This is a genomic window from Microbacterium sp. LMI1-1-1.1, from assembly GCF_040815675.1.
Taxonomy (GTDB): domain Bacteria; phylum Actinomycetota; class Actinomycetes; order Actinomycetales; family Microbacteriaceae; genus Microbacterium.
The window spans coordinates 20,640-32,097 of record NZ_JBFPNN010000012.1; the positions used below are offsets into that span (position 1 = coordinate 20,640).

An 11,458-nucleotide genomic window follows, 5' to 3' on the forward strand; every position below is an offset into this window, starting at 1 on the left:
AACCGAGAACCGGGCCGGATGGCGAGAGGGCGCGGCGTACTCCCGGGGTGAACCGTAGTACACCGCCGTCCGCGGCACCCGCGCGCACCGGTCGCCGACGTCGCCCGGGGACACGGCCCGCCGCGCCTACCCCCGGTGGAAGGGGCAGCGCGACGGGGCGTCCGCCGGACGGATGCGACCGCCTGAGCGGGGCTTGGTGGGCATCCGCCGACGGTTCACCTGCAGCCCGCGTCCGGAGATGCGGATGCGCGGGTCGCTCAGCGCTGCGACGGCCGCGGCGAGTCCCGCGATCGCCAGCTTCTCGCCGGGGCAGCGGTGTCCCGTGGCGACGTCGCCGCCGCCGTGGGGGACGAAGGTCTCGATGGCCTCGTAGTCGTCGACGCCGCGGAACCGGTCGGGATCGAACGTCCCGGGAGCGCGCCAGGACCGGTCGTCGGTGTCGGTGCCGAGGATGTCCAGCACGACCCGCCCTCCCGCCGCGACGCGCTCGCCGTCGAGCTCGACGTCGTCGACCGCCCAGGCCGGGAGCATCGGGACGAACGGTGCGGTGCGGCGGACCTCCTGGGCGAAGGCGGTGGCGCTCGGCCCGCCCACCAGTGCACCCGTCTCGGCCGCCTCGGCGGCGATCCTCGCCCGCCACTCGGGGCGGTCGAACAGCTCCTTGGCGGCGAAGGCGACGAACCGTGCGACGGCGATCATGGGACGGAAGCTGTTCTGCAGCTCGACCCCGGCCTGGCGGGCCGACAGCAGCTGCCCGTCCTGGTCGCGGTGGCGGGCCCACGCGTGCAGGGCGGTGCCCTCGGCGGGGGTGAGCTCCCCGGACCGGGTCGCCTCGATCAGGCGGGCCGCGTGACGGTCCGACCAGCCGCGGTTGATCATCGCGAGGAGGAACTCGGGCGAGTACGGGACGCCGAAGCCGTCGACGATCTGCGCCTGCCGACGGGCCCACCGGGTCCGGGCGGCGTCCGTGCCGGGAATGCCCGCCCACCGCATGATCGCGCGGCCGAGCGCGCCGACGGCGGCGTCGTAGGCGGTGCGGTCCCCGCCCTCGACCCAGGCGTCGAGCTCGCGGCGCCATTCGCGCTCCAGCTCCGGCAGCAGGCGGCCGACCTCGTCGTCGTCGTACAGCACGTCGACGAAGGTGGCCTTGCGGTGACGGTGCTCGTCGCGGTCGAGGCTGTGGACCGACCCGTGGCCGAAGAGGGACTCCTGGATGAACGCCGGCATCGCCCCGTGCCGCCGGGTGCGGCTCTCGTCGTAGAACAGCTCGACGCCCTCCGCGCCGCGCACGAACAGCGCTTCCTTGCCGAGCAGGCGGAACGGGACCGCACGGGCTCCCGGCCGCGTGCGCCTCCACAGGCGGCTGCCGAAGTCGTAGCCGCGGGTCAGGAGCGAGAGCGAGTCGTCGCGGAGGAGCGTCGTCGGTGAGGGCATGGCGGCCACGGTGCCACGTCGGGGAGGGCCGGCCGAGGGGGAGGCGACCGGCGCGGCCGTGTGGTACCGGAGCCGGGTCCCGTCAGCGGCGCCAGTCCTCCTCGGGGGTCAGAGGCACGAGCGGTGGAACGACGACCGTGGTGTCGAGCATCCAGCGCCGCCCGTGCTCCGCCGACGCGGAGAGCGCCGTCATGATCTCCGTCACGTGCAGCGCCATCTCGCCGCTCGCGCGTCCGCCGGGGGCGACGGTCGCCGCGCCGCTGCCGCCATCGCCCGCGCCGCTCCCGGAGCCGGGGCGCGAGCCGGTGGCATCCCGGATCATGTCGAGCACGCCGATCCCGCGCCCGGCGGCGACGTACCCGGCCGACGCCGGGAGCTCCTCCCACGCGTCGGCCCCGGCCCGGAGATGCCGGACCGTGCCGTCGAAATAGTTGGGATCGGGCACCGCGAGCGACCCCGTCTCCCCGTGCACCTCGATGGGGCTGCCCGCCGAGCCCGCCGCGTCGAAGCTGAAGGCGACCGTCGACAGCGCCCCCGACGCGTGCCGGAGCACGCCCGTGACATGCGTGTCGATCTCGACCGGGATGCGCTCGCCGGCGCGCGGCCCGGCGCCGATCACCCGATGACCGCGGCCGCGGGAGGCCTCGCCGACCACCGACACGACGGGGCCGAGCAGGTGCACCAACGACGTCAGGTAGTACGGCCCCATGTCGAACAGCGGACCGCCCCCGGCGAGGTAATAGAAGTCCGGATTCGGATGCCACCTCTCGTGGCCCGCCGACACCCAGGTCGCGCTCGCCGCGGTGGGCGTGCCGATCAGCCCGGCCTCCACCGCAGCCCGCGCGGTCTGGACGCCGGTGCCCAGCACCGTGTCCGGCGCACTGCCGACGGCCACACCGGCGGCCCGGGCCTCGGCCATGACGAGCGCGGCATCGGCGAACGTCGTCGCGAGCGGCTTCTCGCCGAAGACCGCGGTGCCGGCGGCGATCGCCGCGCGGGCGATGTCGGCGTGCGCGGCCGGGACGGTCAGGTTCACGACGAGATCGAAGTCGTCGGCGGCGAGGAGCTCCTCCGGGGTGCACGCCCGGCAGGAGGGCAGGGAGGCCGCGACCTCGGCCGCGCGGTCGGCCCGGAGGTCGGCGACGGCGACCACGGCCACGGCCGGGTGGTCGCGCAGGGTCGCCAGGTACTGCTCGCTGATGACGCCGAGGCCGACGAGCCCGAGCCGGGCGACCGGCCGCCCGCCGTCGCGCGCTCCGGTCACCGCGCCGCCCACAGCAGCCCCCGTTCCACGATGGTCCGCACGTGCGGGTCCGCCAGCACTCCCGGGTCGTGCCCCGGCGTGGCCACGAAGACCCGCCCCGCGCCCCACGACCGCGTCCACACGGCTGGCGAGACGACCGGCCGGTGCCACGGCTCGTGCGCCCGGACGGGGTGCGTCGTCGTCATCAGCACGTCGTTCGCATCGTCGTGGAGCACCCAGTACTGCTCGGTGCGAAGGGAGAAGTCCCCGACGCCGCGGGTGATCTCGTGGACACGGCCCCGCTCGGTGGTCTCGTACCGGTGGTCGACGAAGAAGTCGGACCCGTCGCCGACGCGCTCGCCGGGGTCCGCGGCGGGGTGGGCGGCGAACTGCCCGCCCACGAGCTGCAGGTAGTCCGCGCTCGCGCGGAAGGCATCCACAATTCCGCCGTGCCACCCGGCCAGGCCGGTGCCCGCCTCGACCGCCCGCCGCAGACCGGCGATGCTCTCCGCGTCCGCCTCGCCCATCGTCAGGCACTGCACGATGAGATCGGCGCGGTCCATGACCGCCGCGTCCGCGTACACCCGCGGGGAGTCCTCGATGCGCGCGTCGAAGCCGTTCTCGTGCAGGAACGGGAGGAACATCTCCGTCGCGGCCACGGGATGATGACCGTCCCACCCGCCGCGTACGACCACCGCCGACCGTCGTGCCACTGTCTCTCCCTCGAGGTTCCGGATGCCGCGACCCTGCGGCATCCCGCGCCAGGCTACCGGCGGGCCGGAGCGCTCGCGCCGCGCTGCGCGAACCGGACAGGCGTCGCCGATGGACGCCCGGACGCGCCGTCGATAATGAGTCGATGGAACCGTGGGAGACGCGCGAATGGTTCGCCGAGATGCTCGACGTCCTCAACCGTCACGACCTCGACGACCTGCGCGCGCTCCTCGAGCCGGGCGTGCGGCGCGCCCATCTGCCGGCGGGGGCGGACGCCTGGGTCGACGACTACGCCGAGCTCGTCCGCGGCTTCCCGGACTGGCGATGGCGCCGTATCCAGGTCGTCGTCGAGGACGACCGTCTCGCGGTGCATCTCCGCGGCGCCGGCACCCACACGGGGACGTTCCGGCATGTGGCCCCGACCCGGCGGCGCGTGAACATCGCCTCGTTCGCGATGTACCGCCTGACGCGGGGGCGGATCGCCGAGGCATCCGGCACCGACGATGCCGAGCAGGTGCTCGCGCAGCTGCGGTGACGGATCGCGCAGGGGCATGTCAAGTCCCCATAGCCGGGAGGGCCGCGCGTTATCGTCGGCTGGTCCCCGTACGACAGCGAGAGAGGTCCGGCATGACGGCGATGTCCCGCTCCGGTACGGGGGTGACGTGGGCACGCGTCGAGGACGGCTTCCACGTCGGCAGTCGGCGAGGGGAGTTCCTCGGCTACATCGACCGCCAGTCGGACGGCACGTTCCTCGCCTTCGACTCGTTCTCCCGCATGGTGGGCCGGTTCCGCGGGCTGACGGCGGCCATGTCGGCCGTCTCCGAGGCCACCCCGCCCGAGACGCCCCTCGAGCTGCGACAGACCCGGTGAAAGGCGACGCGATGACCCAGGACGCTCTCGCGACGGTGGTGTACACCAGCACCGCGACTCAGCCCTTCGACTCGAGCGCGCTGTCGGACCTGCTGCGGCAGAGCCGTGCCAACAACTCCGCCGCCGACCTCACCGGGATGCTGCTCTACCGGGGCGGGCGCTTCATCCAGGTGCTGGAGGGGCCGTCCGCCGTCATCGACGACCTGATGGCGACGATCGGCCAGGATTCCCGGCACGCCGACATGCGGGTGCTGCTGCGCGAGCCGATCGCCGAACGCAGCTTCGGTGACTGGACGATGGGCTACGAGCCCATCGGAGTGCCGGCCGGGGACGCGCCGGAGGGCTTCCGCGACACGTTCGACGACCTCGAGTCCGGGGACGAGTCGACCGTCGCCCGTGCCGTCCGCGAGCTCACCGTGTGGTTCCGCGTGCGCCGCCAGGGCGTGCCCGAGACGCCGCCGTCCTGAGACGCGCGGGCGCTTCCCGGCGGGGCGCGGGCGATGGATGCCACCGGGCCGGGGCCGCACGGCGATCCCTCCGCCCGGTCGGCGCTAGGCTGCTGGGATGATGACCCCCGCTCACGCCCGCACCGCCGTCGCGCGTGCGCGGCGCGCTGCGCGAGGCCGGCACGCATGAGCCCGCGCGACGACGACGAGACCCGCCGTGCCACGGAGCTGTTGGCCAACCGGTTGCGCACGCTCATGGACGTCGCCGAGGCGCGATCGGGGCGCGAGGTCACGTTCACGGAGATCCACGAGTTCGTCACCTCGCGCGGCCTGACGCTGTCGCGCGCGCGGTGGTCCTACGTCCTGAACGGCCATCGCTACACCGAGGACGTCGCCCTGCTGGACGCCCTCTCGGACTTCTTCGGCGTGCCGCACGGGTACCTCCGCGGCGAGCCGGGCACCCCCGACGACGTGACCGCGCAACTGGACCTCGTCCGGGCGATGCGTGCCGCGCGCGTCCGCTCGTACGCCGCACGCACGCTCGGCGACCTCTCGCCCGAGACGCTCGGCGCCATCACCCGCTTCCTCGACGAGGAGACGGCCCGCACCGCCCGGCCCGACACCGCGAAGCTCGACGCCGGGTAGCAGCATGGACCGGATCGCGCCCGAGACCCCGCACCTCCCCGTCGCCATCGAGCCGGGGATCACCCTCGCCGAGCTGATCGAGCGTGTGCAGGCGGCCCGGGGCAAGCCGCTCTCCATCCACGAGCTTCCCGGTCTCACACACGAGGACAACGCGCTGTGCGGGCTGTGGCTCGCCGCCGACGACCGCGACATCATCCTGCACGCCGCCAGCGAGTCGGCCCTGCACCGCGAGCAGTTCATCCTCCACGAGCTCGCGCACATGCTGCTGCTCCACGACCGCGTCGACGGGGCCGGCTATGTGACCGGCGCGGTGCTGCCCAGCTACGAGGACGCCACCGTCATCAAGGCGCTCGCGCGCGACGCCCTGAACGACGACGTCGAGATCGCCGCGGAGCGGCTGGCGGACATCCTCGCGACGTCCCTGCGCCGCAAGCGGCCGACCCCCTTCTCGGAGGTGTTCGGCTGATGGTCGAGCTCGTCGTCAGCGCCCTGATGTGGACGCTGGTGGGGGTGCTGGTCGTGTTCCGCCGTGCGCGGAAGGAGCGCTCGGTGCTCTACGCGGCGGTCACGATCGCGGTCACGATGATGCTCAACGACGACGATCTGTACTTCGTCGTGGACGGCTGGTTCGGCGCCCGTGACGTCGTCCACCTGATCAGCGCGATCACGCTGATGTTCGGCGTGCACTACCTCGCGAAGGGGATCTCCCGCGCGGGCGCGCAGCCGTCGCTGGGCGGGTGGCCCGCGCGCGCGGCGCTGACCGCGGCGATCCTGGTGACGACGGTCGCCTTCGTCCTCGTGCCCCACGAGGGCGGGACGACGGCCAGCTTCATGCGGGTCTACGGCGACCACCCGGCGGCGGCCGTCTACTCGTCGACCCAGTACGTCTACTTCATCTACGTCTTCACCGCCCTCGCGCGGGCGTCGGCGGCGACGCTGCGCTCCGCCGTCCTGCGGCGGGAGAGGGTCGCCGCCGTCCTGCTGATCACGGGCTCGCTCTGCGTCCTGCTGCTCTCGCTGAACGTGCTCGTCATGAACGTGGCGCAGCTGGCGGGCGGCCTTTCCGCCGCCGAGCCGTGGCGGCCCACGTACTACCTCTTCCAGGTGCTGACGTTCGCGTTCCTCGCGGGCGGGCTCGCCGTCGCGCCGATCGGACGATGGGTCACCGAGGTGCGCCGATCCCGCGAGATCCGCTCCTTCGTCGACCGGCTGGCCCCCCTGTGGAGCGAGGCGGTGTCCGCCCGCCCGGCTCCCGGTGTCGAACCCGCGCGTGCCGACCCCGAGCTCCGCCTGCACCGCCGGATCATCGAGATCCGGGACGCCGCGATGGACGGCCGGAACGACTTCGCCCTCGACGACGACCAGCGCGAGCTCCTGCGCACCGCCGAGGAGCGGCTGCTCGCCGGAGCCTGACCGTGCTCGGGTACCTCGTCGCGCGCCGGCTGACCGCGCCGCCGCATCCCCGGCGGCATCCCCTGACCGTCCACTCCTCGACGCCGACGACGGTGACCCTGGATGCCACCCCGACGACGACCGTCGCGGGGGACTGGGGTCTGTTCGTCGCCGGGGGAGAGCATGCGCGCGTCCACGGCCTCCCCCGAATCGACGCGGGGCGGGCGACGTGGGACCTCGCCCCGGGCTCGTCTCCGCCGCCGCCCGGGTCGCGGGTGTCCTGGACGGGGATCGTCGATCCCTCTCCCCCCGCGGGCACGCGAACGCACCGCCTCCCGGCCGGGGATGCCTGGCAGGTGGGCGATGTCGCCGACGCCCCGCTGGTCGCGGTGCACCTGCACGGACTGGGCTCCACACGGGCGGGCACGCTGCGCGGGGTGGCGGCGGCGACCGCGGCGGGACTGCCGTCGCTCGTCCCCGCTTACCGCAACACGCTCGACGGACGCCGTCTCGGTCGCGGGCGGTCCCACCTCGGCCTGAGGGAGACCGACGACCTCGTCGACGCGCTCCGTCTCCTCGATGACGTCGGTGCCCGCCGGTTCGTCCTCTTCGGGTGGTCGATGGGAGCCCAGCTCTGCCTGCGGCTGGCGGCCGACGGGGCCTGGGCCGCGCGGATCGACCGAATGGTCCTGGACTCGCCCGTGCTCGACTGGCGCGCCGTCCTCGCGGCCAACGTCACAGCGGCGCACCTCCCTCGGGCGGCGGCCGCGAGCGCCGCGCGCTGGCTCCGTCGCCCGCGGGCCCTGGGGCTGGACGCCCCCGTCGACCTGGATGCCGCGGACTTCGTCGCGCGGGCCTCGGAGGTGCGGCATCCCGTGCTCGTCCATCACGGCACGCGGGACTGGTCCGTACCCTTGGCCTCGTCGCGCCGCTTCGTCGAGGGCGCCCCGGCTGGCGAGCTCGTGACCTCGGGCGGGGGGCACACGACGGGGTGGAACGTGGATGCCGCCTCCTGGCAGGCCGCCACGGCCCGGTTCCTGGCGGCTCATTCCCTCTGAGCGTGTGACGCCGCGAGACGTCGACTTTCTCCCCGCAGTGAACGGGGATAGGATGGCGGAGGATGTTAGACATGCCCAATACAGGGGTGATGGCGGGCAGGTCGACATCCCGCGTCGAAGACCGCAGGTCGGCCCCGGCCGGCACTGTGCCCTTCGTTCCGCGTGGGGGCGGAGCGAAGGCGGTGGCACTGCCACCGAGAGCGGCGCGCACCGGCCTCGGCCGGACCGCCGGCGAAGGGCCCCGACGCATCGGGGCCCTTCGTCGCGACCTCGCGCGACCCCGCCGGGATGCCGTGACTTGCCGCAGATGTACGCCTGACGCCCGCTGCGGCGTACATCTGCGCCAACTCAGCGCACAGCTCCCCGGCGGGATGCCGTGACGCGGCGCGAACGAGCGGCGTCAGGCGCGGTGGGTGCCGCTCCGGCGGTCCCACTCGAGCGACCGCCACTGCAGGTACGAGCACAGGTTGCCGGCCACGACAAGCTCGGCGGCGAGCGAGGCGATGTGGTGGGGCGAGAGGGTGAGGTCGTCGGGGCGGCCGGTCAGCGTCGCCTCCCACAGGGGCTCGTCGTAGCCGACGGGCTGCATGTAGATCGCCGCGTTCGCGTTCGACAGCTTCAGGACCACCAGGCCGGTGTCACGGCCGTCGGCGTCCTCCTGCTGCGCGACGGAGATGTCGCCCGCAACCACGTGCCCCTGCGCGCGGAACTCCTCGACCCAGGCCTGGAGCTGTTCGCGCGAGCGTCGGGGCGGAGAGTCCTCGAGTTCATCGGTCACGTAGAAAATCGTCTCATACGAGGTCGCGACGGTCTCGGGAACGCCGTCGCCTCGAACCGTCCCTCGGACGTTCGAGGATCAGCGCCGATGCAATGTCGTCGTCTCCGGCGTCGCCTCCGATGTCATCCCCTCCGTCACCAGGCGGAACGTCATCGGGGGCGCCGACTCCGCTCCCCGCGTCGACGCCGGCGGCTCGGCCACCACGTACAGTCCGTGCGGGCCGTTCGCCGTGTGCATGAGCGCCTGCAGCCATAACGGGTTCAGCCGCGGGGAACGACTGCCGTGGAACTTGAACATCAGGACGGACTGCGGATGCACCCAGATGGTGGTCCGTCCTCCGCCGACGCTGACGTCCTCCTTCCACGAGAACGTGAACGACTCCGACCGCCTCAGCTTCGAGGTGATGACGTGCTCGAGATGCGACAGCAACCTGTCCTCGAACTCCACCTTCACCGTCTGCTCGAAGATGAATCGACCCATGGTGGCCTCCTTGAAGCCGCGCCCGTGCGGTGCTCCGGGGGGTCGGAGGGCCAGTACCGACGGGAACGTACCGTGCGCTCCACTGTGCAGAGCGCGGCAATCCGACTCAAGCCCCCTTCGGCGGACCCTGCGCTTGCCGTCCACGTGGTTGCGGACGGCGGATGACGCCCGTCTGCGCTGGGCGGCTCAGGCGATCAGAGCCACACGAGGGCCCCGACGTCCGACCGGGAGAAGGTCGGGGGTCGGGGCCCCGGGGGAGCGATGTCAGGCGTCGTCCGTCTTCGCCTGCTCCCGTGCGCGCTGGGCGGCGTCCTCGATGTCGGCGGCGGCGTCGACCAGGGCGTCGGCGATGATCTCATCGACGTCGGCCCGCTCCTCGACCGTCATCTCGGCGGGGGAGGAGTCCTCGCGGCGGCCGGCTCCCTCGGCATCCGCGGCCTCCCGGTCGACGAGCTCCGCCTCGGCGGCTTCGTCGTCGGTCGTGGCCTTCTCCGCGGTCACGGGCTCGATGCGGGCGGCCTCGTCGGCGGTCACGGTGTCCTCGGCCGGCACGGTGTCGTGGGCGGGGGCTGCGGGGGTGGCATCCGGAGCCTCTTCGTCGGTGCCCGCAACGGCCTCGAGGTCGGGCTCGGTGTCGTTCGGGCCGAAGACGCCTGCGACGACCACGTCCACGTCGACGGTGCGCGCGGTGAGCGGCGTGAGGGCGGCACGAACCTCGGTGCGGATCGCGTCGGCGACCTCGCGCAGCGGGTGCGGGTAGTCGACGACGACGGAGACCGTGGCGGTCAGGCCCGCGGCCCGGTCGTCGTCGATCTTGACGCCGGGAACGGCGCCGGCCAGGCCCACGCGCGTGCGGACGGCGTCGGACGTGCGCTGCAGCAGGTTGCCGAGCGCGTGGACCCCGTCCACGCCGCTGGCCGCCGTGGCGACGGTGCCGGCGAGCTCTTCGAGTGAGACCCGCTCGGCGGTGGTGGTGTCGGTCATGACTCCTCCTTCGGGGATGTCAGTTCAGTCTCGTGTTGTCGCGGGCGAGCTTGGCGCGCAGTCCGGAGTGCACCGAGATGTACGTGCGCATCTCCCGACCGGTGAGCGTGGCGAGGTTGCCGACGAGCGTATCGACGTACTCGACCACCTGGCGGGGCGACGTGTTCTGGCGCGGTGTCACGGCGACGTGCAGGACGGACTCCTTGTCCACCTCGCCGGAGGTGATCCGGGCGCTGAGGATCTCGTCGCGCTCGCCGAGGGCGTTCTGCAAGGCCTGCGACGCGAAGCCGTCGGTGATGGTGATCCGTCCCGCGGCGCTCTCGCTGCCCGCGGACTGCAGGGGGGCCTCCCGGCGCCCGCGCACGGCGGAGGCGGCGATGACGATGAGGATGATCGCCAGGACGGTGATCGCGGCGACGGCGCCCCACCCGGCGCTCTCGCGGCCGATGCCGACGAGCCAGCCCTGGAACCCGCCGACGACGGAGGTCCAGGCGTCACGTCCGCCGGGGAGGAGGGCCGTGGCGAGCAGCAGTCCTCCCGCCGCGATGAGGGCGACGGAGACGATGAAGAGGATGAAGCGGTTGAGTCCGCGGCGCGTGGCGTTCATCGGGCTTCCTTGTCTTCGGGGCGACGCACGCTGAGGTGCGTCCGGACGGCGGGGACGAGCTCGTATCCGGCGATCTCCTGCTCGACGATGCGGCGCAGCTGCGCCTGATCGACGGGGACGCCGAGCGGCGGGCGGACCGTGATGTCGACCGAGCGGTGCGCGACCCCCACGACGATGTCGTCGCGGGCGATGCCGGACTCGGTGCTGAGGTGCTGGGCGAGAGCGGATGCCACGACCCCGTTGTCGACGACGACGGCGCGCTCGCCCCAGGTCATCTGGTGACGCGACAGGCGCCCGGGCTTGAGCGCCAGCACCAGGACGATCACGCCGACGATGACCAGTCCGGCCCCGATGACGTAGAGCGCCGCGGGCGCGAGCGCGTCCGGCGCGTCGACGGCGGCTTGGAGGGCGGGGCCGGGGGCGATCAGGAGGGGGTTCTGGCCGGTGAGGGCCAGGACGATCTCGGTGCCGGCGTAGGCGAGGGCGAGGAGGAGGAGGATGACGACGGTGAGCATGGCGCCGGTGCGGGGCGAGTGGGTCTCGCGGCGCACGACGGTGCGGAGGGTGGTGTCGGTCATCAGCGCACTCGCTTTCGTTTCGGGGTGGTGGCCCCGGTGAGGGTGATGTCTACCCGGGAGACCTCGCGTCCGAACAGGCGGGTCAGGCGGGTGTGGAGGTCGGCGTGGATGCCGCGGGCGGCCTCGAGCACCGGGACGGTGGTGTTCACCGCGGGGGTGTCGTCCAGCCGGGGGATGGGAAATGGGGCGGACACGCGGACGATGACGGTGTCGCGGGATCCGGTGATGTCGA

The 11,458-nt window shown here is 73.2% G+C and carries 15 protein-coding genes and 1 pseudogene; 7 read left to right on the top strand and 9 right to left on the bottom strand.

Annotated features, from left to right (window positions below; genetic code table 11):
• Positions 1-126: 126 nt before the first annotated feature.
• From MRBLMI1_RS15940 to MRBLMI1_RS15950, 3 genes are all read right to left on the bottom strand, one after another.
• Positions 127-1,434 (bottom strand): cytochrome P450, encoded by a 1,308-nt coding sequence (locus tag MRBLMI1_RS15940; RefSeq protein ID WP_367734491.1) that lies wholly within the window; start codon positions 1,432-1,434, stop codon positions 127-129.
• Between the two features lie 82 nt (positions 1,435-1,516).
• Complete coding sequence (locus MRBLMI1_RS15945; protein ID WP_367734493.1) at positions 1,517-2,698, bottom strand: Gfo/Idh/MocA family protein; 1,182 nt, start codon at positions 2,696-2,698, stop codon at positions 1,517-1,519.
• Positions 2,695-3,432 carry a ThuA domain-containing protein gene (locus MRBLMI1_RS15950; RefSeq protein ID WP_367734494.1) on the bottom strand — a complete coding sequence of 246 codons (738 nt, stop codon included), beginning with the start codon at positions 3,430-3,432 and terminating at the stop codon, positions 2,695-2,697. Before MRBLMI1_RS15950 ends, MRBLMI1_RS15945 begins: the two co-directional genes overlap by 4 nt.
• Positions 3,433-3,533: 101 nt before the next feature.
• On the opposite strand from MRBLMI1_RS15950, the gene MRBLMI1_RS15955 reads away from it, so the two are divergent.
• The 7 genes from MRBLMI1_RS15955 to MRBLMI1_RS15985 all read left to right on the top strand — a co-directional run bounded on the left by MRBLMI1_RS15955 (position 3,534) and on the right by MRBLMI1_RS15985 (position 7,799).
• The gene (locus MRBLMI1_RS15955; protein WP_367734496.1) at positions 3,534-3,923 is read left to right on the top strand and encodes an ester cyclase; all 390 of its coding nucleotides are present in this window, start codon (positions 3,534-3,536) and stop codon (positions 3,921-3,923) included.
• Positions 3,924-4,015: 92 nt separating this feature from the next.
• Positions 4,016-4,258: a hypothetical protein gene (locus MRBLMI1_RS15960; RefSeq protein ID WP_367734498.1), complete on the top strand. Its 243-nt coding sequence runs from the start codon at positions 4,016-4,018 to the stop codon at positions 4,256-4,258.
• Between the two features lie 11 nt (positions 4,259-4,269).
• The gene (locus MRBLMI1_RS15965; RefSeq protein WP_367734499.1) at positions 4,270-4,725 is read left to right on the top strand and encodes a BLUF domain-containing protein; all 456 of its coding nucleotides are present in this window, start codon (positions 4,270-4,272) and stop codon (positions 4,723-4,725) included.
• A 165-nt stretch (positions 4,726-4,890) separates the two neighbouring features.
• The gene (locus tag MRBLMI1_RS15970; protein ID WP_367734501.1) at positions 4,891-5,349 is read left to right on the top strand and encodes a hypothetical protein; all 459 of its coding nucleotides are present in this window, start codon (positions 4,891-4,893) and stop codon (positions 5,347-5,349) included.
• Positions 5,350-5,353: 4 nt separating this feature from the next.
• Positions 5,354-5,815: a hypothetical protein gene (locus MRBLMI1_RS15975; protein ID WP_367734503.1), complete on the top strand. Its 462-nt coding sequence runs from the start codon at positions 5,354-5,356 to the stop codon at positions 5,813-5,815.
• On the top strand, positions 5,815-6,762 hold the full coding sequence (locus MRBLMI1_RS15980; protein ID WP_367734504.1) for a DUF6545 domain-containing protein: 948 nt from the start codon (positions 5,815-5,817) through the stop codon (positions 6,760-6,762). Before MRBLMI1_RS15975 ends, MRBLMI1_RS15980 begins: the two co-directional genes overlap by 1 nt.
• A 2-nt stretch (positions 6,763-6,764) precedes the next feature.
• Positions 6,765-7,799 (top strand): alpha/beta hydrolase family protein, encoded by a 1,035-nt coding sequence (locus tag MRBLMI1_RS15985; protein WP_367734505.1) that lies wholly within the window; start codon positions 6,765-6,767, stop codon positions 7,797-7,799.
• A gap of 400 nt (positions 7,800-8,199) precedes the next feature.
• Here MRBLMI1_RS15985 and MRBLMI1_RS15990 read toward each other — a convergent pair whose 3' ends face one another.
• The 6 genes and pseudogenes from MRBLMI1_RS15990 to MRBLMI1_RS16015 form a co-directional block, all read right to left on the bottom strand.
• Entirely contained in the window at positions 8,200-8,577 is a 378-nt protein-coding gene (locus MRBLMI1_RS15990; RefSeq protein WP_367734507.1) for a hypothetical protein, read from the bottom strand.
• 78 nt (positions 8,578-8,655) lie between these two features.
• A complete protein-coding gene (locus tag MRBLMI1_RS15995) occupies positions 8,656-9,057 on the bottom strand; it encodes an ATP-dependent DNA ligase (RefSeq protein WP_367734508.1) in 402 nt (133 codons plus the stop codon).
• 264 nt (positions 9,058-9,321) lie between these two features.
• Positions 9,322-10,041 (bottom strand): Asp23/Gls24 family envelope stress response protein, encoded by a 720-nt coding sequence (locus MRBLMI1_RS16000; RefSeq protein WP_367734510.1) that lies wholly within the window; start codon positions 10,039-10,041, stop codon positions 9,322-9,324.
• Between the two features lie 19 nt (positions 10,042-10,060).
• Complete coding sequence (locus MRBLMI1_RS16005) at positions 10,061-10,648, bottom strand: hypothetical protein (RefSeq protein WP_367734511.1); 588 nt, start codon at positions 10,646-10,648, stop codon at positions 10,061-10,063.
• Positions 10,645-11,226, bottom strand: coding sequence for a DNA/RNA endonuclease G (locus tag MRBLMI1_RS16010; protein WP_367734512.1), 582 nt, complete (start codon positions 11,224-11,226; stop codon positions 10,645-10,647). Before MRBLMI1_RS16010 ends, MRBLMI1_RS16005 begins: the two co-directional genes overlap by 4 nt.
• Positions 11,226-11,458, bottom strand: a pseudogene (locus MRBLMI1_RS16015) (hypothetical protein); the annotation flags it as partial. The pseudogene MRBLMI1_RS16015 and the gene MRBLMI1_RS16010, both read right to left, overlap by 1 nt.

What these genes read in the sequence shown, in the direction of transcription:
- MRBLMI1_RS15940 (WP_367734491.1), bottom strand. Translation starts at nt 1,434, where the DNA reads ATGCCCTCACCGACGACGCTCCTCCGCGACGACTCGCTCTCGCTCCTG.
- MRBLMI1_RS15950 (WP_367734494.1), bottom strand. Translation starts at nt 3,432, where the DNA reads ATGCCGCAGGGTCGCGGCATCCGGAACCTCGAGGGAGAGACAGTGGCA.
- MRBLMI1_RS15955 (WP_367734496.1), top strand. Translation starts at nt 3,534, where the DNA reads ATGGAACCGTGGGAGACGCGCGAATGGTTCGCCGAGATGCTCGACGTC.
- MRBLMI1_RS15960 (WP_367734498.1), top strand. Translation starts at nt 4,016, where the DNA reads ATGACGGCGATGTCCCGCTCCGGTACGGGGGTGACGTGGGCACGCGTC.
- MRBLMI1_RS15965 (WP_367734499.1), top strand. Translation starts at nt 4,270, where the DNA reads ATGACCCAGGACGCTCTCGCGACGGTGGTGTACACCAGCACCGCGACT.
- MRBLMI1_RS15970 (WP_367734501.1), top strand. Translation starts at nt 4,891, where the DNA reads ATGAGCCCGCGCGACGACGACGAGACCCGCCGTGCCACGGAGCTGTTG.
- MRBLMI1_RS15975 (WP_367734503.1), top strand. Translation starts at nt 5,354, where the DNA reads ATGGACCGGATCGCGCCCGAGACCCCGCACCTCCCCGTCGCCATCGAG.
- MRBLMI1_RS15980 (WP_367734504.1), top strand. Translation starts at nt 5,815, where the DNA reads ATGGTCGAGCTCGTCGTCAGCGCCCTGATGTGGACGCTGGTGGGGGTG.
- MRBLMI1_RS15995 (WP_367734508.1), bottom strand. Translation starts at nt 9,057, where the DNA reads ATGGGTCGATTCATCTTCGAGCAGACGGTGAAGGTGGAGTTCGAGGAC.
- MRBLMI1_RS16000 (WP_367734510.1), bottom strand. Translation starts at nt 10,041, where the DNA reads ATGACCGACACCACCACCGCCGAGCGGGTCTCACTCGAAGAGCTCGCC.
- MRBLMI1_RS16005 (WP_367734511.1), bottom strand. Translation starts at nt 10,648, where the DNA reads ATGAACGCCACGCGCCGCGGACTCAACCGCTTCATCCTCTTCATCGTC.
- MRBLMI1_RS16010 (WP_367734512.1), bottom strand. Translation starts at nt 11,226, where the DNA reads ATGACCGACACCACCCTCCGCACCGTCGTGCGCCGCGAGACCCACTCG.